Genomic DNA, 23,244 nt, shown 5'->3' on the forward strand with positions numbered 1-23,244 from the left:
CGTTTTACGTCTTGAGGCTGGCAAATTTGTACCAGCACGATTGATATAAAATGTCAGCATCGATAATGCGGAGCGAAACGGATTAGCTTTGCGTCGATGGCTGCGTTGTGCTGAAATTTTTAGTGACTGTGCAATATTCTTCGGATTATCTGATTTAAAAATGTCTTTTTTTAAATCGAGAGCATCACTGTGGTCGGTTACATCGCTAGACCATTTTTTGCCTGTTCTCGTGTGCATCGCACTCTCTCGCAAGGTTTAACAAGGCCGCTAATTGGTAAGATGGCACTCAAATTCCAAGAGAGTTTGACGTTGATCAAAACGTTATATCGATGAAGTGATGCAAACAACGATCTCTTCGCATTCTCTGTGTTGAAGCTTAACCGTGAGGTGCTATCTCACGTGAGGCTTGAAGGGGTATTTTACTGTGGTCAGCGATCGATTTCTCCAACGTTGGACCAATATGATGTGGACAAAATTTGCTGAGATGCTGTCGTTATGGGGACGTCGAAAACCCAAGCGCGCAAGTAAAGGGGATTAATTTATGCCAAAACCACAGCGCAAGCTTTCCGAGGCGCAGCAGCCAGAGCTGAAATCGCTCCAAGATGATAATACTGCTTTACTTTACGAGGTCTCTCGGCTGAATGCTCAGCTAGAGTCTGTCAGGATCGGGATGAAAGCGATATTGGACACGCTTGTGGAGCCATCCGATGAATTTGAACCCTAAGGATAAAGCTGGAGTTTGTTGCTTTTTCTGATGACTGGAACGTAAATCTAGACAGGATTCCCCATGTTCTCGGCATGGGGTGAGTGGTTCTGATTGTGACGCGGGGAGATGGGATCGGGCGCCAGGAAACGCAGACGGGTCTGAGGAGGTGGCGACGTAGCTTGCGCCGTTCCGTAACGCTTTCACTTCATAGCGCCGACATGGCACCGTGTACTGGTGCATATGTCGGCGCAATTCTTTCTTTGGACGCAGGACTGTCTGTTTAGCGTTACGATCGACGGGATTGTCAGATTACGTAGGACTTTTCATCGTTCCACCGGATTCTCAACTGCAATCGCTGGAACGTAAGTGCTCTCGCTCGGCCTCTGTTCGTTTGGCTAGTTTCCGTCTTTGTTCTCGATGGCCGGTCATCGGGGATGGACGACACATTTGATCGATGAAAGGGCCGCCAGATCGCGGCACACGGAATTTATCGTGACCGGTTCGCCCCTCACGCAGACATTTCGTCGAAGCCAGTGGCCTGCGTGGGCAAGTTTTCATGCCGCTCACATCCGTCCCACTGACCGGACGGACCTGGCGATTGCCGTTTTTGACACTGCTATGCCCTTCCGAGCGTTACGCACGCGAACGTGGCAGTCCACTCAAGAAGCTGACGGACCGGACGCGGAAGGGCCTTCTGCAGTTCGCGCGATGGCTGTCGGATCTGCAGATCGTCGTGGTGAGCGACAGTTCTTATGCGTTGATTGATCTGCTTAATGGTATGAGGCATTGTGTCTGTATGATCAGCTATCTCTGCCTCGATGCGCCTGTTTGATCCTCCACCAATCCGCCGTGCCGGGACAGTGGGGCGTCCCAGGCGAACAGAAAGCAGACAGCGGCATTGTCACGTTAACTGGTGGTTTGCGGTTAACTCGGTGAGGATAGGGAGATGAAGAAGCCACCGAGCCCTCACTATCGCCACCGCTTCCCGGCGGAGCTCATCAGCCACGCGGTATGGCTCTATCATGTATTCAGCCTGAGCTTTCGGGACGTCGAATTGCTCCTCGCTGAGCGCGGTATCATCGTCTCCTATGAAAGTTTTCGGCGTTGGTGTGGGAAGTTCGGCTCGAGCTTTGCAGCCAACCTACGTCGCCGCCGGCCACCTCCAACGAACGACACCGTGGATGGCAGGCGTCGGGCCGCTCTCGATGATGCCAATCAAGGCCTTGCGGTGGTCGTCGTTGAGCAGCGGTGCTTTCCCAGGAGCCTTCCGGTCGATCAGCCCATCCGGCCATGTGTGTTGAATTTCTCTACCCAATCGCGAACGATCTGCAGCGTCACGCCACCGATCACCGCAGCCTCCGACCTTGTCGCCCCATCGTAAATCGCAGCCACGGCCAACAGCCTTCTGGCCTGGGGACCATCCTTGGTCTGGCGGGCAGCGGCCCGCGTCTTCTTCGCGTCATAATCAACCCGCAGAGGCAAGGGAGGCATGGCGACATCCTTCGTTCGCCATGTTGAATCAGGTCAGCCGCCCTTTGGAAAGCCTCCTGAGTCACGCTCTATGGACCTTGGTATAAGTAACCCAATTCAGTCAGCGGCTAATGCCGCGGCCAATAAAGTTCTTGGCCAGCCGATCGCTGCGGCCATACTTGTTTAGGCCGTAGCTATCGCCGGATTGATTTTCTGTGCTGCCGGTGCCGCACTGACCGGAACATCCTTCGGAGCAATCGCCGGCAAAATTGGCGGATTGCCGTGGTGGGCCGTCGTCGGTGGGCTTTGTCAGCTCATTTTCACGATAACCGCAGCATCGGTTACACAAAAAATCGGTTCCGCCGGATTTACCGTCACTGTGCTAGTCGTTGCCGTGATCCTGTCCCTCTTCCTTGATGCATTCGGCGTAATGGGTTTGCCGGTTCGAGATCTAACCTGGCCTAGGTTGGTTGGCGCTGCGCTCGCCGTTTGTGGCGTAACGTTAGTGTCGATTTTTTAGGCAGTGACCACGCTTAATCGACATTTCAAGCTTGCCACTCACCAATTGCGTAGCCGGATGACAGCGCCCGGCGGCCGGTTCCTGGATCAGTGGCGCGTCACCCAGGCTGCTTTCAGCGAGACGGAGCAGGGTCGGGACGTCTCGCTCAATCGCTTTGGCATCCTACAATGCGGCGCGGCGGCTCTGTCCGTTTTTCTCGATCGCAATTTCGTCATTTGCCGGATCCGTGATCGGGGTTTGAAGGTGATGGGGAATGTCGCGAAAGGCCGCGTTTATGGCCGATTTACAAATGGAGGGCTGCCGCTGGCTGCCCGCCATGTCTTTGTCGTGGAATACGACATCCAGATTGGTTGGCTGATCGAGAACATTCTCGACGATGCCCATTGCGCCATGATGGGTCCGGTCACGACCTTGACTGAAATAATCGAGACGCCCCGGGTTCAGAAGATGGATCTGGCGTCGCTGGATGTAGATTGGGAGATGGTGCCTTCTATCCGATAGCGGAGGTCTTAGAGGCGCGAGACGTTCCATTTCTCTTGATGTCTGGCGTGGCGCCGCTGCTGTGGCACCCGAGCATCCAGCTTGGCCTGTATGTTCAAAACCATTCCGACCTGGAAAATTGATCGAGCATATGCAGGAATTACTAGGACAGGGACGTCCACAGCTAATTTGCTTGAGACAATACCTACGCGACCATCCAATAAATGTTTGCATAATGGGGCTCGCGATTAGCGCGTCCGTGCCTAGCACGAGGTTGAGGTGCAAGTCCTCATAGCTCCACCAATTCCTTCCCTTGAAATCAAGGCTCTTATTGGGTTCCGGGGTGGTGGCTCGGGAGGCTTGTACGAGGGCTCGGAGGGTGGGATAAGTGAGGGCGCATCACGGATCACATGGCTGTCTCTGAACTGGTCAATTTGGCGGGTCTACTGGATGACCGGAAATGTTTTGCTCTCGTTCGAGAGCATCGCTGGCCGGAAGGCATTCGCTGTCCTGGTTGCGACGGTGATGCCATCATCCGGGATGGCCATGACGATACCCAGCCGGAGCGGCAACGGTATCGATGCAAGACATGCTCAAGACGTTTTGACGATCTCACGGGAACGGTTCTGGCTGGCCAACATCAGCCGCTGCGCGTTTGGGTCCTCTGCCTCTATTTCATGGGGTTGAACTTGTCGAACCGGCAGATTGCAGCGGAGCTGGGTGTGAATACCTCCGACATACATATGATGACCGAACAACTACGTGGAGGACTTGTTGCAAATATGCCCACGACCACGCTGCACGGCAAAGTCGAAATTGATGAAGTCTACGTCGTGGCCGGGCACAAAGGGCAGCCTGGACAAGTCTCAAAAAGGGGCGCCGTGGCCGCCGCAGACGGCTGGCAGGTGCGCCGGGACGCGGCACGCTGGAAAAGGAGAAGCCGCCCATCCTCGGTTTGATCGAACGTGGCGGCCAGGTGATCCTGCATATGCTGTCAAACGTGCAGCAGCGCACCATCGAACCACTCATCCGTCACGATATTGCACCGGGCACCCTCGTTCACACCGATGAGTATGCGATCTACAGCCGTCTCGAGCAATGGGGTTACCCGCACAAGACGGTCTGTCATGGACGGGGTGAATATGCCCGGGACGAAGATGGCGATGGCTTCTGTGAGGTCCACGTCAACACAATCGAAGGGTTCTGGTCGCTGTTACGCTCTTGGCTCCGTCCCCATCGCGGCATCTCCCAGGAAAAGCTCCCTCATTATCTCGGCTTCTTCCAATTCGTTCACAACGCCCGCCGCCGCGGAAAAGCGCTGCTCAACGCCCTCATCGCAGGTATCGTATCCTGACGGAATTTCACCACCCCGGAACCCAATAAGAGCCTTGAAAGATATCAGGATCAGCGCCACGGGACCGCGGCGGCGTAAAGCCTCCACGGCAACCCGGCGCAGCGTGCCGATCCGTACATTCTCTGATTGGGATAACCCCGCGCCCGGGTTTGTCGAGGCCGATTTGGTATCGCATTCGGGCCCGTTTGCTAAAGGGGCCTTTACGCAGACGCTGGTGTTGACCGATGTCGCCACCGGTTGGACGGAGTGCGCGCCGTTACTGGTGCGCGAGCAAACCGTATTGACGACAGCGCTGACCGAGCTCCGAAAATTGTTGCCATTTCCGCTGTTGGGCTTCGATACCGTCAACGACAGTGTCTTTATGAACGAGACCGTCCGAGACTATTGCCTTCGTGATGGAATAGAACTGACGCGCTGCCGATCATATAGGAAGAATGATCAGGCTTTTGTTGAGCAAAAGAACGGCGCGATCGTTAGAAAAATGGTCGGTTATCGGCGGTTTGAGGGCCTGAAAGCGACCCGCGAACTTGCGCGGCTTTACGCTTTGACGCGCCTGTTCATAAATTTCTTTCAACCGTCCTTCAAGTTGAAGGAAAAACATCGGGACGGCGCCAAGGTGGTCAAACGATATCATCGCCCTGCGACGCCTTATCAGCGGCTGCTTGCAGACGAGCGCACTTCAGAAAAGACTCGCAGTTGGCTGAAGGCTCTCTACGTGACGCTGGATCCGGTCCTTCTTCTGCGAGACATTCGCCGTGCTCAGGAGAAGTTGGTTGCCATTGCAGATACAGCCCCTGGGGATGCTGTGGTCGAGAATGGGGCGATTCCCCTCGAAGCGTTTCTTGACGGGCTCCGCGTCGCCTGGCGTGGTGGCGAGGTCCGGCCCACAGCGCTCGTCAAACCAGCAGCAAAGCGTGAACGCCGGCGCCCCGATCCTATTCTCGCAGTCAGCGCAGAACTCAAAACCTGGTGGGATGCTGAACCGTGGCGAACATCGAGAGAGTTGCTCGAACGAATGCAAGCCGAATACCCGAACATGTACCCCGACGGATTAATCCGCACCGTGCAGCGCCGCGTCAAAATATGGCGTGCAGCGACAGCGCATGAGTTGGTGTTCGGTCCCTTCGCAGGATCTGAACGGACAATTGAAGCTGTCGATGCTCCGTTATGACGGCTGTCGGCGCCGGAGTGGGGGGCTGCTTCGCTTCGCGCAGCCGATGGCTACGCTACGCAGCCCCCACTCCGGCGACATTCGGGTGACAAATGAATGGACGTGGGCCGAATCTTCGGGAACATTTACATGAGGCAGCCGGCTCAACGTTCGGGAGCATTGCTGGATGAGGCAATACGTTTCCGGTCCAGAGCGCCGCGCCACAGGAGAGGCCATTGCTCAGGAACCAGATCGAAAGCGCGCCAGCTGATGATGCATGGCATCCAGCAGCGCCTCAATTTGTCCACCATGCTGGGAAATGACGCCCGCGTAATCGTTGCGCTCCGTCAAACGCAGGCTTGTGCCTTCAGCGATGATGTCGATGATCTTCGGCTCACCGCCAACGGTCGCCACGACCCACTGCACTTGCGCCTCCGGCTTGCCGGGAACCAGCACATCGGTATCGACGACGATGCCAGCGTCACGCTGGGCGGCTTCGCCCACGTTGAACTTCGCGCCCTGGAAGGTGCTCGCCTGGCCAGTGACGGCATAGACCAGCAGCTGGCGGAAGGTCTGCATATAGTCCTGCTGCTGCGCCGGGGTCGCGACACGCCAGTAGCGGCCGAGGACGAAGCGGGCGACCCCGTCGACGTCCACCGCGCCCCGCACCAGCTGCTGCATCTGCACCTGTTTCTGCGCATCGCTCTGGGACGAGTTGATGACGCCCAGGAGCTTCGAGGCCGTCGTTTGGATCAGGCCACGCGCGTCGGACACATCGTCGGCCCGGGCCTGAACGGTCAGGCCCACAGAGCTGACGAGCAGTATGGCAGTAGCAAGGAAGGTCATTACTCCACGGCGGCGGATGAGCATATTCGTCTCCGAGTCTAAAAGCGCGGTCCGGTTTTAGTTCTGCGCGGCCGGCGTCGCCGGCTGCGGGAACCAAGCTGGAATCGTATGGCGGTTATCATCGCGGGCAGCCTGGATGGCGGCTTCACGATGCTGGTGGTACAGGCTCCTGAAAGTCGCATAGCGATCGTGCGCCCAGCCCTTGACCTCGTCGGTCGGCTTCAGAGATTGCCACCTGACTCACCTAGAAAAGAGTCGATCTTTATCACGCGGCTTTCAGTGTGTGCAATCTACCTGGGATCTCAAACAGCCCTGAATACTCCGCACTATGCTTCGATACAGCTATCGTTTACTAAAATCCTGTCTCAAATGCCCTAATCCGTTCTCACCAACTAGTCTAGCTTTCTAAACTGACGGTAACAAATTGTAGAAGCTCCTCCTCATTGGGGGGCTTTTCGAGAACCTCGGTGATGCCAAGTTCGGCTGCCCGTGCCCGAATGGCCGGCGTTGGCACAGCCGTTATAAGCATGATCGGAATCTGGCTCTGCTGCTCTCGCAACGTCTGAGCAAGTTCTAACCCCGTCATCAGTGGCATATGCTGGTCCAGAATCATGCAACGTGGCGGGGCAGCAGTAGCCTCTAGAAATTCAAGCGCAGACGTAAAGGCCGCGACCTGAAAGCCCGCGAGTTCAAGCATGAACTGGTAGGATTCGAGCACGGCGACATCGTCATCCACCACAGCGATCTTGCCTGTTGTTGCTCTGACCATTAGCCTGTTGGTTTTCCGTGGAAATGCGAAAAGTGAATTGAGGGTATTCAATTACAACAACTTCCGCGAGCCAAGCGCTTTGATCTAGATCAGTCCGGGCTGGCAAAAAGATCAAGTGGGCAGGTCGAACGCGGGAGCGGGTGGGTTTACGGGAACACTGAAGAGGAAGGTTGTGCCCTTTCCTGCTTCGCTCGCCACGGTCAGCTGCCCATCATGGGCTTCCACAATTGTGCGACAGATCGAAAGTCCGACGCCCAGCCCCTCTGCCTTGGTCGTGACGAAGGGTTGGAAGAGACGGGCGCGCACCGCATCGCTCAGCCCAGGTCCCGTATCGGTGACGGCGATCTCTATCCGTTCGCCGATGGCCTGGGCGCTCACCTTGAGGCGCTGTTCGGGGGAGCGTTCCATCGCCTCAATTGCGTTACGCATGAGATTGAGTAGGACTTGCTGCACTTGCACCCGGTCAACGAAAGCAATCTGTGCATCTGACGCAATATCCAGGGAGAGCGCCACGCGGCGGTTCTTCCCCGCGAGCACGAGAGCTGCCGTCTCGATGACCAATGCCTCTAGATCCTCCGCCGTTCGGGGATGCTCCTCCTTCTTCACCAGTCGGCGGAGGCTCCCAACGATACCACGCGCACGCTCGGCCTGTTCGGCAACCTTTTCGAGGCCCTGGCGTAACAGTGGGTGCGAATTATCGTCCAGCAGTCGCCGCATGCCGCGCAGATAGTTCGCGACGGCGGTAAGCGGCTGGTTGACCTCATGGGCAAGTGCCGATGCCATCTGGCCGAGTTCGCTGAGGCGCGCAACGTGCATCAGTTCCGCCTGGAGTTCGGCAAGCCTTCGGTCGCGATCCTCGCGATCGGTCAAATCGCGGACAAAACCTGTAAAACAACGTTTACCCGGAACATTCGCCTCCCCAATCTGCAGATCCATGGGAAAGGTCGTGCCGTCCTTACGCCGCCCGGCCACTACGCGGCCGATGCCGATGATCCGCCGCTGCCCTGTATCCCGATAGCGCCTGAGGTAACCATCGTGAGCTGTGGCATATGGCTCCGGCATCAGCATCGAGACATTGCGCCCGATGACCTCCGCGGCCCCATAACCGAACATCCGCTCGGCGGCGCGGCTAAAGAATTCTATCATCCCGCTCTCGTCGATAACGACCAGACCATCTGGGTTACTATCGAGGATCGTGCTTAGCAGCGCTTCCCTCTGCTGCAGAACCCCATTGAAATGCTGCGTCTCACTTAGGTCACGGGCGATGTCGGAAATGCCGATGACTGTCTGGTCGTGTCCCAGGATCGGCGAAAGGGTCAGCGAAACAGGGATAGTTCGACCGTCCTTGGTGATCCGCTCGGTCTCAAAATGGGCGAGATGCTCACCTTGGCCGACCCGGTCCAGGATCGACATCTCCTCAACTATACGATGCGGCGGTATGATGCGGCGGATGGACTGGCCGATGATCTCTGAGGCTGGATAGCCGAACAACCGCTCTGCGGCTGCATTCCAGTAAGTTACCTTTCCTGTCCGATCCTTGCCAACGATCGCATCATTGGATGACGTGGCGATGGCTGCCAGAAATGGCCAAATGTGATCTCCAATCGGCCCTCGCGGCGCTGTCGGATCATCGAATCGCGGCATGCAATACCTTTCCTATCGGCGGGTCGCGGCCAAGGCATAAAAATGTCGGGGGATCAGCTTGACTGGCCTGACGATCCGGCGGCCAGCACCAGTCGCACCAGATCCGGGAGCGTCTCCACGTTAAGCTTTCGCAGGACGCGAGCGCGATGGACGTCAATCGTCCGCGGGCTGGTTCCCAGCAAACGGGCCATCTCTTTATTCGAACGCCCCTCCGACAGAAGGCCGAGCACCTCCCGCTCGCGTGGGGTGAGCGCTGCGATGAGGTTGGCAGCCGTTTTCGTGATACAGGCGCTGCCCAGCGCCCGCCGATTATCCTCCAGCGCCCGCTGCAACGCCGTCAATAGCTGATCGTCGGCAAAGGGCTTTTCGATGAAATCGAGCGCCCCGGCCTTCATTGCTTGGACCGCAGCGGATACATCCCCAAATCCAGTCATTACGATGACCGGAAGATGCACGCCATCTTCCGCCAGCCGAGCTTGCAGCTCCAGGCCGGTCATCCCGGGCATGCGAAAGTCAGTCAGAATGCAGCCGGCAGGGGATAACGGAGCATTTAACAGTTGTTGCGCACTCGCATAGATCGCGGTTGCCATGCCCTCCGACTTCAACAAGAAGTCGATCGAGAGCCGGACTCCTTCGTCATCATCGACGATATGGACCGTCTGCGCCACTTCCATCATTACCTCATCGGTGACATCCGCCGCATGAGCCGATGTCTTATCTACGGAGGGCGGCAGAGCGCCATCCGCGTCGCATCATCAGAATGAGAAGACCATAGGTAATTTCACGTACGCGACCAAACGAATTTTACCCGAAGACCCACAAGTGCATCCTCCTTCTGCCAGCAGCATTCGGAGCCCATAATGTTTGCATCATTGCCCGCATCCACGATCATTTACAGCCCTGGCCGCCACAAGGCCGATCAAGAAGCAATGCCTTTGTCTTCTAGCGGGACATGCATTGCTAAATCAGCCTCCCCGATCGACAACGGTTATCTCAGGGGACGACTGGATGGCGTCGGCTCCTCAGTCGAGGTCGCCAAGGGCCAAGAAATTGTCGGCCAAGGTGACAGGGCAGACTCCTGTTTCGAGGTGATCCACGGCTGTGTGCGAACACTGCAGCGTCTAGAGGACGGACGCTCCCAGGTGAGCGAGTTCCTTTTGCCGGGCGACATCTTTGGGCTTGATGCCAGCGGCGAGCATGAGTTCGCCGCCGAGGCGGTGACAGCCGCGACTATTCGTCGCGTGCGCTTATGCACGATTGACCTTCTGACGCGGGAAGACGCAGCCTTTGAACAAGATCTGCGCCACCACCTGTGCTATCAGATCAAGGCCGCTCGCCGGCGCCTCGTGGCCCTCGGCCGCATGACGGCCGCAGAGAAAATCGCAGGCTTCCTTCTCGAGATGAGCGGGCGCCTGGATGCGTCAGAGCAGGGAGCGGTGAAGCTGCCGATGTGCCGTGGGGACATTGCGGATTATCTCGGTCTGACAATCGAGACCGTTTCCCGTTGCATGACTGACCTGAAGCGCCGGAATGTCATCAGCCTCCACGGATCGTTGATCGCAATCCTTGATCGGCGGCTGTTGGCGACGAAAGAGACCCTTCACTGACCTAAAGCACCGATAGCTAAAGGAAAATCCCGCTTACCCAGCAAAATCGCCTTTTGCTCACCGACGACCGATGAGAACAAAGCACTGACCTTTCTGTCAAGAGATCCTGCAAGTCGAGCAATTATCAACATCAAGGACGCGCGTTCTGTCCTATTTCAGATGATCTATGCGATTGTGCCCTCAGCGAACGCATCTGCATAGTCAGCCGAAAACCGACTGTCCTTATGCTTATGCTCGACCAACCAGCCCCGCCGCACAGGTTCGAGCGCGCCTCGAACGGTCCCCCCTGCGGTTAGGCAGGAGCGTCGTCTTCAGGTGACTTTCTTACGAGAAGGCAATTTCGGCACCGTGTCCTTCAAACTGGCCGTCGACCGCGCGAGGGCCGTCAGAAGGCTGATCAGGCTATCGACGTCCTTAACAGAGAACTGCGAGAGAAGCTGTTCTTCACGGACCAAGGCGACCTCCGCGATACGATCATACAAGCGACGTCCCTTAACGGTCAGGGATGTCACGCGTGAACGGCCGCTGCCATTCCGCGAAGCCACAAGCTTCTGCTCTTCCATCCGCGTCAATCCGCGACTAATCGCCGCCTTGTCGAGCCCGGCCGCCTTGGCAATCTCAGGCGATGAGATCCCAGGGGCCGCGGCGAGCGCCGCCAGCATGTACCACTCGCTCAAGCCGATGCCATAGTGCATACGGAGAAAACGGGATGTTCCCCCTTCCAACTTGTTCGCGACGGCTCGAAGCAGACCCGGCACGTAACGGTCCGCGGAAATGACCGGACCCGTTCCCGCCTTGCTGGAGACCGATGTTCCATCACCTTGCGATGGCGCATGATGCTTTGCTTTAGAAACTTTGAGAACCGCCACGGGCCTAATCCTTCACGCTTTCGTTTATCCCAAACGGATGTGTTTGGGTGACATCGGCCTTGGACTTGGCAGTTCAAGCTCCGAATTGCTTTCACATCCTTGCGCCTCACGGCAAAATTATGGCACTCGGGACGTCCATTCCCGACATCTGGGCTACAGCCCACCCCATCAGCCTCGTCCGAGGTGCGCGCCGGCTATCTCCTGCAAAGACATCGCCTATACGGGACGCCATCCTCCTGATGCCCTCGCGCTTCGGTGGTCGCAGAGTAGTGTGCAGCAACGGACCTGCTGCTCGAGCAGCAGGTCCCACGAAAACCTCCATCCGAGTAGCTCGTCCAAACTCACTTAGGCCAACTCAACGACACAAACGGCAAATTCCTTCCGTCATTTCTATGTGGCGGGGTGTCGCACTTCCTAGCTGCTCGTGCCATCATCTCCAGGCGGTTCAGCTGCGACGCTCCCGAACGGCCGCACGCCGAAAAACCAACAAAGGGGATCTGGGTGCCGATCTCTCGCTGCAACCGAACCTGTTGGTCGATCGGCAGTATCCGACCTCAGAGCAGACAGGATTGATCAACGAAACCTCTTCCATGCATGTTCGCGAGGACATTTGCTATCTAAACCGTAACGACCGTTCCAAAGGTGCCCGGCTTCGGTCTGCCGATTAGTCTGACAAATCTCCGATGATCCTAGGGAAGACGGTGCAAGCCATGAACGTGATGGACAACAAGCGACTCGCTTGTGAGCTTGTCGAGGCAGCAGCCCAAGCCATGGCAACGCTCGACGGTGGCCCTCCGACCGATCGTGTGCTCCAGGCCTATCGCGGAGACGCGAAGGCGATAGCAACGGCTGTGATCGTGCGGCTCGCAGGATCGAGCAGGGCGTCTGGTTTTCCGAAGGGTGCCCTTGTGGCCAAGGCTCTCGCATTCCTGGCGGAAGAGATGAGAAAGCTTTAACGGCAAATGTAAACTTACTGACCCCGCTCGCCTGGGCTTTGCTCAATATGACGACAGGCGCTCTGTCCGACCAGGACGAGCCGACGGAACAAATCCCGAGAAACTTCCAAGAGGACGTCTGGAGACGCCCCAAAGGAGGAACGCGTAAAAGGCGGCAACAGCGCGTGTCCCACACTGATCAAGAGGGGGCGGTCAAGCAGAAGTGCCCATTCCTGCCTCGTTACCTCGAGTTGATGCCGGACGATCTGCCTTGGCCTCACTATTCGATGGTCGTCTCCATTTTCTCTTTGTAACGCTGACGTTACCAGATCATCGCCCAGAGTGCACCGTCACTGGTTTGGCACTCGCCGCTGCCATGCCCCACCGTCTTGTTGTGGCCCCGGCAAACGATCTGGATGTGCGGCCCAGTGGCAAGAAACCAAGCAGACCCATCCGTGGTAGCTGGCGTTGGGGTTGACTGACCATCGAAAATGGATCCGCCATTCCTGAAGGCCACACGGTAGCGACCCTTCAGGATCTCTCCATTCCTCATCGTAATTGTGACTGGCCCGCTTCCCATTCCCGTTCGAATAAATTCAATCTTAAGCGGTCCGAACTGCTTGGCCTCCGCGTTCAAGGGAAAGGTAGTCGCCGTGTCAGTACAAGCGCACAGGATGACCATAAGAGCAGTGACAGCCGATTCAATGGCGGCCCACATCGACGTCTCCCTCAAAGGACGATACGATCACACGCTCATCCCGCATAGGGAAGCCGTTTTTCATCCACGCGAGTGTTCGGGGCATAATCAGCACTCGGGCCCTTCAGCACAAGCAGTTACACATGTATGGCTCACTGCGAACATAAGGCCGGAACAGAATGAAAATCTGTATTTTTGGTGCTGGCGCGATCGGTGGCTACCTGGCGGTGGAGCTGTCCCTTGCAGGACATAACGTTTCAGTCATCGCCCGTGGCGCGCACCTTGCGGCGATCCAGCAAAACGGCCTGACATTACTGACGGGTGACGTCACAAAGCATGCTGAAATAGAAGCGAGTGATAATTCAGGGCGGTTTGGTCCGCAGGATCTCGTTATCTCCGCGCTTAAGGCCCATCAAGCGCATGCGAGCGTGACACAATTTCTTCCGCTTCTGGGGAAAGAGACACCTATCGTCGCCGCGGTGAATGGGATTCCATTGGATTCCATGTGGTACTTTTATAAGACCGGCGGTCCATTCGACGGTCTCCCTGTCGAATCAGTGGATGCCGGCGGACGCCAGTGGACGATCCTTGGTCCGGAGCGAGCCATCGGATGTGTCATCGATCCCGCCTGCGAGGTCATTACACCAGGGATCATAAAGCACACTATGTTCAATCGATTCACGCTTGGAGAGCCTGACGGGACACGGTCCGAACGCGTCCGGGTTCTAAGCAAGATATTGTCCGAAGCTGGGTTTGACGCGCCAATTCGTGACAATATTCGCTGGAATGTTTGGCTCAAGCTGTGGGGAAACGTATGCTTCAACCCGATTAGCGCTCTTACCTACGCAACGCTTGATCGAATAACGACAGAAGCCGGCCTATTAACTTTATGCAAAGCCATGATGGCTGAAACTCAGTCTGTCAACGAGGCGCATGGCATTCATATTCCGCACGAAATGGCCGATCGGCGCTTAGCCGCTGCTGGCTTGGTCATCGGGCATAAGATGTCCATGCTCCAAGATCTCGAGCGCGGCCGGTCGATGGAAATTGATGCACTCGTGACGTCCGTTCAGGAGCTAGGCCGCCTTGCGGGATTGCGAACACCGTTGATTGACACCGTACTATCCTTGATACAGGAACGCGCGAGAACCGCGGGACTTTACCCCACAGATAGTCCGAAATCATCGTCAATGTCACTTCGGAATGAATGACTACTGGAATGTCGCGGCCCCCTTTCCCTTCATGGCAGCAAACGCCGACTTTTCAGGAGCGACATTCCAAGACCAAAACCCCGAAAGCTGCGATCAACTATCAACCTTTCCAAAATAGATGCCATGACCGCAGGTATCTGCTAAAGTTGTGGGCATGAAGAGAGACGGTCGTGCCCTGGATCATTCGATATTGACGGAGCTGCGCAAGCGCGGCGTTGCCGCGGTACAGTCGGGTGAAAGCCCGGTGCAGGTCGCTGCGGCGTTGGGCGTCAATCTTCGGACTTTATTTCGTTGGCTGGCGCTGTATCGGCGTGGTGGGTGGGATCAGCTCGACGCCAACAAGCGTGGCGGTCGCCCACCCAAGCTTGACGGGCGTGCGCTGCGCTGGATTTACTAGACCCTTTCGACCAAGAACCCGTTACAGCTGAACTTTCCGTTTGCCCTTTGGACGATCGCGATGGTGCAAGCACTGATCACCGAGCGCTTTGGCGTGAAATTGGGGCATAGTTCCGTCGCCCGTTTGCTGCATCAGTTAGGCCTGAGTGCTCAGCGCTCTCTGTGGCGCGCCTATCAGCAAAATCCGGAAACAGTGAAACGGTGGCTGGAAACAGAATATCCCGACATTCGTAGGCAGGCGAAGCGTGCAGGCGCGCAGATTTTCTTCGCCGAAGAGGCTGGTGTGCGTTCCGACTTCCACAGTGGCACGACCTGGGGGCCCCGTGGCCAGACGCCAATCGTATCCAGCACCGGCGCGCGCTTCGGTGTCAATCTGATCTCGGCGATCAGCGCTCAAGGGCAACTTCGCTTCATGCTGACCGAGGGCCGGGTAACCGGGGCCGTGTTTATCGAGTTTCTCAAGCGATTGCTGGCCAACGCAACCGCTCCCCTCTTCGTCATTGTCGATGGTCACCCCACACACCGCGCGAAAGCGGTTACCCAGTTCGTGGCGGCCCAACAAGGTCGGCTGGCCTTGTTCCACCTGCCACCCTATTCGCCGGATTTGAACCCGGACGAGTTGGTACGGAACGATCTGAAAACCCACGGCACGGGGCGGAAGCTGATCACTTCGCCAACTCAGCTGCGCCAGGCAGTCCTTTCCCAAATGCGGCAGTTGCAGAAGCACCCGCGTTGGTGCGCAGCTTCTTCCATGCTCCGACCACGCTATACGCCCGGCTTTGATGGCAACTATTATGGGAAGGTTAATAACTAAGTTCTTCCCTTGGTTCCAGAAAAGCTTGCCACAAGCCGAGCATTCTGGAGTGGAATGCGGAGCGCATAGAGCGTCAGTCATGGCGTGCTCTCACACCCCAACACCTCAAGCGCGATCTTCACGCGGCTGCGCGACGAGATCCTCATATTCCGGATGTCGTCTAATGAACCCAGCGATGAACGCACATTCCGGCACCACCAACTGGTGCCGGTGTCGTACCTCGTCCAGGACCGCCCGCACAAGCGCTGAACCCAGCCCTTGGCCTTCGAGTGCACGCGGAACGTCGGTATGTATCAAAACCAGCTGGCCTTTCTCTTGCCGATAGCTCACGAAGGCTGTCGCTCTATCTTTGGTCAGCTCAAACCGGCGGAGATGGATATTGTCTGTCACGTCATTCACGAACTGTCTCCTGGCGCACAAGGCGATGCCGCCGAGGAGGAGTTGCTCCCTCACCCAGCCGGCCGCGACATTACGTCTTCAAAGCGCTTTTGGGATTGAGGTTCTGGATATGGCCGCTTTCTGTGCCGGCCGTCGGATCAATGACACAGTTGATCAGCGCCGGTGTGCAGCTGGCCAAAGCCTCGGACAACGCTTCGCCAAGCCCTGCCGTATCGGTGACATGATATCCCCCGCCGCCGAAAGCCTCGATCATCTTGTCGTAGCGTGCATTCTGCACAAAGCCGGTCGGTGACGGCCGCTCGCCAGGCTTGTCACCGTGATAGATGCCGCCATTATTGAGGACGATGGTAACGATCGGCAGCTTGTAGCGGCAGATGGTCTCAATCTCCATGCCGCTGAAGCCGAAGGCACTGTCGCCCTCGATAGCAACCACGGGCTTGCCGCTCACGGCGGCCGCCGCAATCGCATAGCCCATGCCGATGCCCATGACCCCCCAGGTGCCGCTGTCCAGGCGCTTGCGCGGCACTGTCATATCGATGATGTTCCGCGCAAAATCGAGCGTATTGGCGCCTTCATTAACGATGGTGACGTCTGGCCGATCCGCCAGCACGTCGCGCACCGCACGAAGAGCACTTGAGAAATTCATCGGGCTGGGCTCAGCCGCGAGGCGTGCTGCCATGCGCTCAACATTCTTCTTCTTATGGACCTCAAGCACGTCCAGCCAATCGGCTGGCGCCTTGACCTGTCCGGGCTGAATGGCGCCAAGCAAAGCGGCGACAGCAGATTTGATGTCGCCCACCACCGGCGCCGCAATAGGGCGGTTGCTGTCGATCTCCGTGGGTGAAATATCCAGCTGGACAAATTGCGTCGTCTCAGACCAGAGCGGCGGCTTGCCATGAGAGAGTAGCCAATTGAGGCGTGCGCCGATCAAGACTACGACATCCGCCTGGCCGATGGCGAGAGAGCGCGCCGTGGCGGCCGATTGCGGATGGCTGTCCGGCAGCAATCCTTTGGCCATGGACATGGGCAGAAAGGGAATTCCGGTTGTCTCGATCAATTGCCTGATCTCGGCCTCCGCCTGCGCATAGGCGGCCCCCTTGCCCAGAATGATCAACGGGTGCTTCGCATGCGCCAAAAGATCAATCGCCCGCGCGACCGCATCGGGCGCCGGGATCTGGCGTGGTGCCGGATCGACGACCTTGACCAAGGACCTCCGCGCGCTGTCCAGATCCAGCGTCGCGCTCAAGGCCGCGGCTGTTAGGTCCAGATAAACCCCGCCTGGCCGCCCCGACAGCGCCGCGTGAATGGCCCGCGCGATGCCGATGCCGATATCTTCCACCCGATTGACACGGAAGGCCGCCTTGGCGAAGGGCTTAGCCGCGTTCATCTGGTCCAATTCTTCATAATCCCCCTGCTCCAGATCGACGATCGCGCGATTGCTGGAGCCACTGATCAGGATCATCGGAAAGCAGTTGGTCGTCGCATTCGCCAGCGCCACCAGACCGTTGAGAAATCCCGGGGCCGAGACAGTCAGGCAAATGCCCGGTTTCTGCGTCAGATAACCCGCGATGGCCGCAGCATTGCCCGCGCTTTGCTCGTGACGGAAGCCGAAATATCGCAGGCCCTCGGCCTGGGCCAACCGCGCTAGATCTGTGATCGGTATGCCGGCAACCCCGTAGATGGTGTCGAGGGCGTTTAGTTTGAGGGCGTCCACCACCAGGTGGAAGCCGTCCGTCATCATCTCGCTGTTCATGTCTCTCTCCGTCCTGCCGATGCCGGACGGCGTCCGGCCAGGCTCACCAAGCTTGACCGGCCCGCCACCAGCAGGTGCCGGGCCGGCTTGTCGTCACACCACCTTAGTCTCATGCAGTTTCGCGATTGCCTCGGCGCTGTAACCAAGCTCGCCAAGCACTTCGTCCGTATGCTCGCCCAGCAGGGGCGCACCGGTAATTGCAGGCGTGAAGTCCGAGAATTTAATCGGGCTGCCGACGGTCAGATAGGTGCCACGCTTTTTCTGGTCCACCTCGACGATAGTGCCGCTGGAGCGCAGCGTCGGGTCCTCAGCGATTTCCTTCATGCTCAGCACGGGCGAACAAGGAACCTCATACTTGCGCAGGATATTGACCGCCTCGAACTTGGTTTTGTCCGCCAGCCACGTTTCGATATAGGCAAAGATGTCGAAGATATGCGGCTGCCTCGCATGGGCGGTGTTGTAATTCGGGTCATGCGCCCATTCTGGCTTGCCTATCGCCTCGCAGGTCGGGCCCCAATCCTGCTCCTGAATAGTGAAGTAAATATAGGCATTGGGATCCGTTTCCCAGCCCTTGCATTTGAGCACCCAACCCGGCTGACCACCGCCGCCGGCGTTACCCCCACGCGGCACGACATCCGTGAACTTGCCGTATTTTCCGTCTTCACGGATAGGATATTGCGGATATTCCTCAAGAAAGCCCACGCGTTCGAGGCGCTGCTGATCCCGCAGCTTGACGCGGCAAAGGTTGATCGTCGCGTCTTGCATCGACACCGACACTTTCTGCCCTTTTTCAGTTTTTTGGCGCCCAATCAGCGCGGTCAAAATCCCAATGGCGAGATGCATGCCGCTGTTGCTGTCGCCAAGGGCGGCCGCGCTGATCGTTGGCGGCCCATCCCAGAAGCCAGTCGTAGAGGCTGCGCCCCCCGCACATTGGGCAACATTCTCATAGACCTTGATATCTGAGTAGGAGGATTGGTCGTTAAATCCTTTGACCGATCCGAAGATGAGTTTGGGATTGAGCTCCTGGATATGCTCCCAGGTAAAACCCATGCGGTCCATAGCGCCGGGGGCGAAGTTCTCGACTAGGACATCCGCCTCCCGGATTAGCTTCGACAAGATCTCCTTGCCTTCCGGTGTCTTGGTGTTCAATTCGAGCGAACGTTTGTTGCTGTTCAACATCGTGAAGTACAGCGCGTCGAGATCCGGGATGTCACGCAACTGGCGACGCGTGACATCACCTACGCCCACGCGCTCGACCTTCAGAACCTCGGCACCAAACCAGGCAAGAAGCTGGGTGCAGGCAGGCCCGGCCTGGACGCCCGTAAAGTCGATCACTTTAATTCCAGCGAGAGGTAAGCTCATGGGTCAGAACTCCATAATGTCGATTATTGAAATTGTGAGCACTGTTTGATCAAGCATTTTATGGAGTGGCCGATGCTGCGGTCTTGTCCATCTCATGATGCCGATTAGCAGCTGGGCGAAGCACCGTCAGAACCAGGACGAAAGCCACCAGATTGATGCCGGTCGCAAGGAACAGCACGTCATTCCAATTGCCCGTCAAAGTCGCGGCAAGCGCACCAAGCGGCACGAGAAATGCCGCGGCGCCCTTCGCGGTATAAAGCATGGAGGTATTTGTCGTGGCGTATTTCGAACCGAACAGATCCGTGCACATCGCCGGAAAGAGGCTGAAGATTTCGCCCCAGCAGAAGAAGATCATGCCCGTGAAAAAGACGAAGCCCGCGGGAAAGCGCCCGAAGAGATAAAGACAGAAATAGCTGATAGCTCCGAGTGCGAAAGCAATCGCCATGGTCTGCCAAAGACCAATTTCATCCGACACCCAGCCGAAGAAGGGCCGCGCAACGCCGTTCATGACATTGGCGAAAATCAGGGCGACGGATAGTGTGCCGGCGCTCATGAAGACCGCAACATTGGCGATGTGATAGGAGGTCGCAATGGGTGCGAGATAGGCCGTGACGACCAATCCGCCCGCACACATCAACAAGTCCAGTATATAGAGAACCCAGAAGACGCGGCTGACGATGACTTCACGCGCCGTATAGCTGCGCGCCGTCTGCTGGAGCTTTGCGCTTTTGACGCTCGGCGCTTCCCCGGGATGCGGATTGCGGATGAACTGCGATACCAGCAAAACCACGCCACCCTGGATCAGCCCGAACCAAAAGAAAGCGGCGGCATAGCCGGCTTGCGCGATTACCATCTCGATCGGGATGATCGTGATCGCCGCACCGGCGCCAAATCCGCCGGCCACGAGGCCAACCGCGAGACCTCGCTTGTCCTTAAACCATTTGACCGCGGTGCCAACTGCCGTACAGTAGACGGCACCGGAGCCAAGGCCGGAGAGCGCACCCCCGATATAGAGAGCCGTCAGCGAGCCCGCATAAGCATCGAGGAGCCAACCAAGGCCAACCAGAATGCCGCCAACGCCCATGACGGTACGCGGACCTAAGTTAGGCCCCAGCCTGTCAGCAATCCATCCATTGATTGGAGTCGCCCAGGTTTCCAGCGCCACAAAAATCGTAAAGGCTATTTGGATGCCCGAGACCGGCCAACCATGAGCCTTTTGTAGGGGCAGAACAAAGACTGACCAGCCATATTGGAGATTGGCGATCATAATCATACAGACGACGCTCAAAATGAGATGTCGCCATCGCTGATTGCTAACGTGGCCTGTGGCAGCGGGGTTTGAGGTCGTCGTCGCGCTCATTTTACTCTCCGAATGCTCATTTTCTTACGCCGGTTTATTCGGTAGAAACTCCGTGCATTGCGAACACCATAGACTAATGATCAGCCAAACTGACTGCGACGGCGAATTCCCGCCGCAACGCATCTCCATGTTGGTTGAGCGACGGTGCTCCGGTGCGAACTGTCGGGTCCGGGTAGCCGGAAAGTTTCACGGGGTTCCCAGGCATTTTTATGCCGCCAGCCTCAATCAGCATGTTCCGTGCCTTCGCCTGTGGATGCTCCACCGCTTCCGCCACGTTCAACAGGGGGGCGACTGGAACACCTGCTTCATGGATTACCTGCAGCCAATGCTCCGCGGCCTGGGCCTTCAGTGACCGCTCAAGTTCCACCTTAAGCTCTCTTTGGTGTGCCGTTCGCATTTGGTTGGATGCGAAGCGAGGATCTTCTGGAAGATCCGGGCGTCCGAGCGTCGTACATAACTGAGCGAAGAGGTGATCGTTTCCCGCGCACATGACAATATCTTTATCCTTTGCGCTGAACACGTCGAAGGGCGTCATGAACGGGTGCCGGTTACCGATCCGTTCGAGCGGCTTTCCTGTCGCAACATATTCCATAACGCCATGCTCCAGGAATGCGAGGGTCGCATCGAACATGGCGACATCCACTTGAGCACCTTTTCCTGTCTTTTCGCGGGCATAAAGGGCACTCGCAATGCCACAAAACATAAAAACCCCCCCGCAGAGATCGGAAAGGGATGTGCCAACGCGCGTAGGCGGCCCATCGGGAAAGCCTGTCATGCTCATGATACCGCTCATTGCCTGAATGATCGTGTCATAGGCTGGATAATGGGCGAGCGGTCCTGTCTGTCCGAAGCCGGAGGATGAGGCATAAATCAAACGTGGGTTGATTTCGGAAAGTGTTTCATACGACAGGCCGAGCCTCGCCATGGTCCCAGGGCGAAAGTTCTCAGTAAGAACGTCCGCCTGCCGGACCATGTTCAAGAAGAGCGCGCGATCTGTGTCCTCCTTCAGGTTGAGAACGATGCTCTCCTTGCCTCGATTCACAAAACTGAAATAGAGTGACTGGTCGCCGACGAAGGGACCATAGGTGCGGGTGTCATCGCCATGGCCTGGCGGCTCGATTTTGACAACCCGTGCACCGAGATCCGCCAAGACCGTGGTGCCAAAGGGCCCGTTCAGAACATGTGTCAGGTCAATGACGAGCAATCCAGAGAACGGCCCTGAAGCTGCAGAACCTTCATTTTTTGTCACAATTGTCTCCAACGGATGCCAATTCACCGGGAATTCCAGTAAGAATTTTGTCTGGGCAACAGCTACGAGCAAGTTCGATCTCGGTAAATGATTTGAATCAATTTTCCGCCACCAAAAGTCGGCTATGGCAAATGTACGCACTGATGCTCGATATTGCTTTATCGCAATCTCTGGTGCACTCGGTTCGACTAGTAAATGGTTACATGACTCGTCCCTCCGCAACCGCTGTACGGCTGCGACTTTTCAACCGGAGGATATCTACTCGATGCGACAGTTTGTTCTGGTCAGTGCCGCGACGCTGACGGCTGCAGTCGGTCTCGCCGCCATCGCCAAGGCTCAGGTCACCACCCCCGACTTCACCCAGACGATTTCGCCCGGCTCCGTCGTGGCGCGTCTCGACGGCCGGGTGTCCCAGTGGTACGGCGTCAGCGGTTTCACGGGTCAGAGCTATGGCGGGACGAAATACTCTGGCTCAGGCTTGGCCGGTTATATGCGGCTCTTTCCAGGCTTTGACGGCGTTGCCGCCAACGGGTTGCAATATGGTGCCCAGGCTGAAATCCGTGAAAATACCGAGACCAGTGCTTCTGCAGGCGCCAGCACCGAAACGCTCTATGTGCTCCGCGACTTTGGCTATCTCGGCCTTCCGCAACTCGGTCTCGTCCGCTTCGGCCAGCAAGAGGGCGCTCTCTACCTTAACGATGCCGGCCGCTTCGAAAGCGGCAATGAAGCCTTCGATGACGGCGGCTGGAACGGTGATGTCGAAAATTTCTTCGTCAACTCCGCGCAGCGGCCGATCTATCCCTGGACATGGAGCAATAGTACCCGTACGGCGGACAAGATCGACTACATTACGCCAACTTGGAACGGACTGAATTTCAGCGCGAGCTTCGAACCAAACCAGACTGGCGAGAACTACAGCCCGGCTGTCACCTCGACCACGACTTCGACCGACATGCGTCGCAATACGTTTGAAATTGGCACCACTTACAAGACCAAGCTCGATGGCTTCGGCATCATCGTCGATGGCGGCTATATGAACGCCGGCGCAGTCGCGTACAACTCGACTGCGAATGGCCAATCATACCAAGGTCTGAGTGTCGGCAGCCTCGGCGCCACTGTGACATACGGTGGCATTACCGTCGGCGGAAATACCAAGTTCGGCAACATGAACGGTCAGTTCGAGCCTAACTACAAGGGAGGAGCAAACGCGATAGCCTGGCTGACGGGAGGCGTCTACACGATTGGCGCGCTGAGCGCCGGCGGTAGCTATTTTGTCTATGACAGCCAGGGCGACTATTCCACTCCAACCACCGAAGGCACGCGCCGCGAAATGGGTGCAGCTGCCGGCGCAACCTACGTGCTAGCCCCTGGTGTAAAGCTCTTCGCCTCCTATCTCTACGGCACGCGTCATCAGGATGGCTACGACTTCCTCTCCGGCACCGCCGGCAGTGCTAACAACAACACGATGGCCCAGGTCCTCGCGCTTGGAACTTGGCTCTACTGGTAAGAGCCGCGACGTCAAAGGATGGCTCGATAGCGGCTTGGTCAGGGGTAATTACTCAGAAATCGGTAAGTAGGCCGACACGTTAGATCCTACCTACAAGATATAATCAGCACTTTTCCCGTTGCTTGTCGGACAAATTGCGGCCCGCT

Annotated in this window: 20 protein-coding genes and 3 pseudogenes; 12 read left to right on the forward strand and 11 right to left on the reverse strand. The window is 57.2% G+C overall.

Annotated features, from left to right (window positions below; translation table 11 throughout):
- Window positions 1–237: DUF3175 domain-containing protein (locus tag ASILVAE211_RS19435; RefSeq protein WP_227323025.1), on the reverse strand; the 237-nt coding region annotated here is incomplete at its 3' end.
- 1,415 nt (window positions 238–1,652) lie between these two features.
- Between ASILVAE211_RS19435 and ASILVAE211_RS19440 the strand changes: the two are divergent.
- The 6 genes and pseudogenes from ASILVAE211_RS19440 to ASILVAE211_RS19465 form a co-directional block, all read left to right on the forward strand.
- A pseudogene (locus ASILVAE211_RS19440) lies at window positions 1,653–1,859 on the forward strand (IS6 family transposase); the annotation flags it as partial.
- A 522-nt stretch (window positions 1,860–2,381) separates the two neighbouring features.
- Window positions 2,382–2,696: a DMT family transporter gene (locus tag ASILVAE211_RS26495; RefSeq protein WP_227323026.1), complete on the forward strand. Its 315-nt coding sequence runs from the start codon at window positions 2,382–2,384 to the stop codon at window positions 2,694–2,696.
- A 57-nt stretch (window positions 2,697–2,753) separates the two neighbouring features.
- On the forward strand, window positions 2,754–3,197 hold the full coding sequence (locus ASILVAE211_RS19450) for a hypothetical protein (RefSeq protein WP_227323027.1): 444 nt from the start codon (window positions 2,754–2,756) through the stop codon (window positions 3,195–3,197).
- A gap of 389 nt (window positions 3,198–3,586) precedes the next feature.
- Entirely contained in the window at window positions 3,587–4,135 is a 549-nt protein-coding gene (locus tag ASILVAE211_RS19455) for a transposase (protein WP_227323028.1), read from the forward strand.
- Window positions 4,102–4,530 carry an IS1595 family transposase gene (locus ASILVAE211_RS19460; protein WP_264478990.1) on the forward strand — a complete coding sequence of 143 codons (429 nt, stop codon included), beginning with the start codon at window positions 4,102–4,104 and terminating at the stop codon, window positions 4,528–4,530. The genes ASILVAE211_RS19455 and ASILVAE211_RS19460 overlap by 34 nt, the downstream gene beginning before the upstream one ends.
- Before the next feature lie 28 nt (window positions 4,531–4,558).
- Window positions 4,559–5,701, forward strand: a pseudogene (locus ASILVAE211_RS19465) (ISNCY family transposase); the annotation flags it as partial.
- 219 nt (window positions 5,702–5,920) lie between these two features.
- On the opposite strand, the gene ASILVAE211_RS19470 reads toward ASILVAE211_RS19465, so the two are convergent.
- From ASILVAE211_RS19470 to ASILVAE211_RS19485, 4 genes are all read right to left on the reverse strand, one after another.
- Window positions 5,921–6,550, reverse strand: a complete 630-nt coding sequence (locus ASILVAE211_RS19470; RefSeq protein ID WP_227323029.1) for an MlaC/ttg2D family ABC transporter substrate-binding protein — start codon at window positions 6,548–6,550, stop codon at window positions 5,921–5,923.
- Between the two features lie 373 nt (window positions 6,551–6,923).
- Window positions 6,924–7,346 carry a response regulator transcription factor gene (locus tag ASILVAE211_RS19475; protein WP_227323030.1) on the reverse strand — a complete coding sequence of 141 codons (423 nt, stop codon included), beginning with the start codon at window positions 7,344–7,346 and terminating at the stop codon, window positions 6,924–6,926.
- 60 nt (window positions 7,347–7,406) lie between these two features.
- The gene (locus tag ASILVAE211_RS19480; protein WP_227323031.1) at window positions 7,407–8,939 is read right to left on the reverse strand and encodes a PAS domain-containing sensor histidine kinase; all 1,533 of its coding nucleotides are present in this window, start codon (window positions 8,937–8,939) and stop codon (window positions 7,407–7,409) included.
- A 53-nt stretch (window positions 8,940–8,992) separates the two neighbouring features.
- On the reverse strand, window positions 8,993–9,616 hold the full coding sequence (locus ASILVAE211_RS19485; RefSeq protein WP_227323032.1) for a response regulator transcription factor: 624 nt from the start codon (window positions 9,614–9,616) through the stop codon (window positions 8,993–8,995).
- A 183-nt stretch (window positions 9,617–9,799) separates the two neighbouring features.
- Between ASILVAE211_RS19485 and ASILVAE211_RS19490 the strand changes: the two genes are divergently transcribed.
- Window positions 9,800–10,546: a helix-turn-helix domain-containing protein gene (locus tag ASILVAE211_RS19490; RefSeq protein ID WP_227323033.1), complete on the forward strand. Its 747-nt coding sequence runs from the start codon at window positions 9,800–9,802 to the stop codon at window positions 10,544–10,546.
- A 311-nt stretch (window positions 10,547–10,857) separates the two neighbouring features.
- Here the strand turns inward: ASILVAE211_RS19490 and ASILVAE211_RS19495 are convergent, their stop codons facing one another.
- The gene (locus tag ASILVAE211_RS19495) at window positions 10,858–11,415 is read right to left on the reverse strand and encodes a MarR family winged helix-turn-helix transcriptional regulator (protein ID WP_227323034.1); all 558 of its coding nucleotides are present in this window, start codon (window positions 11,413–11,415) and stop codon (window positions 10,858–10,860) included.
- Window positions 11,416–12,125: 710 nt separating this feature from the next.
- Between ASILVAE211_RS19495 and ASILVAE211_RS19500 the strand changes: the two genes are divergently transcribed.
- From ASILVAE211_RS19500 to ASILVAE211_RS19515, 4 genes and pseudogenes are all read left to right on the forward strand, one after another.
- Window positions 12,126–12,371: a hypothetical protein gene (locus ASILVAE211_RS19500; protein WP_227323035.1), complete on the forward strand. Its 246-nt coding sequence runs from the start codon at window positions 12,126–12,128 to the stop codon at window positions 12,369–12,371.
- An 855-nt stretch (window positions 12,372–13,226) separates the two neighbouring features.
- Complete coding sequence (locus ASILVAE211_RS19505; RefSeq protein ID WP_227323036.1) at window positions 13,227–14,258, forward strand: 2-dehydropantoate 2-reductase; 1,032 nt, start codon at window positions 13,227–13,229, stop codon at window positions 14,256–14,258.
- 154 nt (window positions 14,259–14,412) lie between these two features.
- Complete coding sequence (locus tag ASILVAE211_RS19510) at window positions 14,413–14,655, forward strand: helix-turn-helix domain-containing protein (protein ID WP_227323037.1); 243 nt, start codon at window positions 14,413–14,415, stop codon at window positions 14,653–14,655.
- Window positions 14,656–14,679: 24 nt separating this feature from the next.
- A pseudogene (locus ASILVAE211_RS19515) lies at window positions 14,680–15,468 on the forward strand (IS630 family transposase); the annotation flags it as partial.
- Between the two features lie 105 nt (window positions 15,469–15,573).
- On the opposite strand, the gene ASILVAE211_RS19520 reads toward ASILVAE211_RS19515, so the two are convergent.
- The 5 genes from ASILVAE211_RS19520 to yfdE form a co-directional block, all read right to left on the reverse strand.
- Window positions 15,574–15,867, reverse strand: coding sequence for a GNAT family N-acetyltransferase (locus ASILVAE211_RS19520; protein WP_227323038.1), 294 nt, complete (start codon window positions 15,865–15,867; stop codon window positions 15,574–15,576).
- A gap of 70 nt (window positions 15,868–15,937) precedes the next feature.
- Complete coding sequence (gene oxc, locus ASILVAE211_RS19525) at window positions 15,938–17,620, reverse strand: oxalyl-CoA decarboxylase (RefSeq protein ID WP_227323039.1); 1,683 nt, start codon at window positions 17,618–17,620, stop codon at window positions 15,938–15,940.
- Between the two features lie 93 nt (window positions 17,621–17,713).
- Window positions 17,714–18,982: a formyl-CoA transferase gene (gene frc, locus ASILVAE211_RS19530; RefSeq protein ID WP_227323040.1), complete on the reverse strand. Its 1,269-nt coding sequence runs from the start codon at window positions 18,980–18,982 to the stop codon at window positions 17,714–17,716.
- A gap of 58 nt (window positions 18,983–19,040) precedes the next feature.
- Complete coding sequence (gene oxlT / locus ASILVAE211_RS19535) at window positions 19,041–20,342, reverse strand: oxalate/formate MFS antiporter (protein ID WP_227323041.1); 1,302 nt, start codon at window positions 20,340–20,342, stop codon at window positions 19,041–19,043.
- A gap of 73 nt (window positions 20,343–20,415) precedes the next feature.
- Window positions 20,416–21,663, reverse strand: a complete 1,248-nt coding sequence (yfdE, locus tag ASILVAE211_RS19540; protein ID WP_227323042.1) for a CoA:oxalate CoA-transferase — start codon at window positions 21,661–21,663, stop codon at window positions 20,416–20,418.
- A 193-nt stretch (window positions 21,664–21,856) separates the two neighbouring features.
- On the opposite strand from yfdE, the gene ASILVAE211_RS19545 reads away from it, so the two are divergent.
- Window positions 21,857–23,098, forward strand: a complete 1,242-nt coding sequence (locus ASILVAE211_RS19545; RefSeq protein WP_227323043.1) for a porin — start codon at window positions 21,857–21,859, stop codon at window positions 23,096–23,098.
- The last annotated feature ends 146 nt before the right edge of the window (window positions 23,099–23,244 follow it).

The organism is Acidisoma silvae (genome assembly GCF_020618775.1).
GTDB lineage: Bacteria > Pseudomonadota > Alphaproteobacteria > Acetobacterales > Acetobacteraceae > Acidisoma > Acidisoma silvae.

What these genes read in the sequence shown, in the direction of transcription:
- ASILVAE211_RS19450 (WP_227323027.1), top strand. Translation starts at nt 2,754, where the DNA reads ATGACAGCGCCCGGCGGCCGGTTCCTGGATCAGTGGCGCGTCACCCAG.
- ASILVAE211_RS19455 (WP_227323028.1), top strand. Translation starts at nt 3,587, where the DNA reads ATGGCTGTCTCTGAACTGGTCAATTTGGCGGGTCTACTGGATGACCGG.
- ASILVAE211_RS19470 (WP_227323029.1), bottom strand. Translation starts at nt 6,550, where the DNA reads ATGCTCATCCGCCGCCGTGGAGTAATGACCTTCCTTGCTACTGCCATA.
- ASILVAE211_RS19480 (WP_227323031.1), bottom strand. Translation starts at nt 8,939, where the DNA reads ATGCCGCGATTCGATGATCCGACAGCGCCGCGAGGGCCGATTGGAGAT.
- ASILVAE211_RS19485 (WP_227323032.1), bottom strand. Translation starts at nt 9,616, where the DNA reads ATGATGGAAGTGGCGCAGACGGTCCATATCGTCGATGATGACGAAGGA.
- ASILVAE211_RS19490 (WP_227323033.1), top strand. Translation starts at nt 9,800, where the DNA reads ATGTTTGCATCATTGCCCGCATCCACGATCATTTACAGCCCTGGCCGC.
- ASILVAE211_RS19500 (WP_227323035.1), top strand. Translation starts at nt 12,126, where the DNA reads ATGAACGTGATGGACAACAAGCGACTCGCTTGTGAGCTTGTCGAGGCA.
- ASILVAE211_RS19505 (WP_227323036.1), top strand. Translation starts at nt 13,227, where the DNA reads ATGAAAATCTGTATTTTTGGTGCTGGCGCGATCGGTGGCTACCTGGCG.
- ASILVAE211_RS19510 (WP_227323037.1), top strand. Translation starts at nt 14,413, where the DNA reads ATGAAGAGAGACGGTCGTGCCCTGGATCATTCGATATTGACGGAGCTG.
- oxc (WP_227323039.1), bottom strand. Translation starts at nt 17,620, where the DNA reads ATGAACAGCGAGATGATGACGGACGGCTTCCACCTGGTGGTGGACGCC.
- frc (WP_227323040.1), bottom strand. Translation starts at nt 18,982, where the DNA reads ATGAGCTTACCTCTCGCTGGAATTAAAGTGATCGACTTTACGGGCGTC.
- oxlT (WP_227323041.1), bottom strand. Translation starts at nt 20,342, where the DNA reads ATGAGCGCGACGACGACCTCAAACCCCGCTGCCACAGGCCACGTTAGC.
- ASILVAE211_RS19545 (WP_227323043.1), top strand. Translation starts at nt 21,857, where the DNA reads ATGCGACAGTTTGTTCTGGTCAGTGCCGCGACGCTGACGGCTGCAGTC.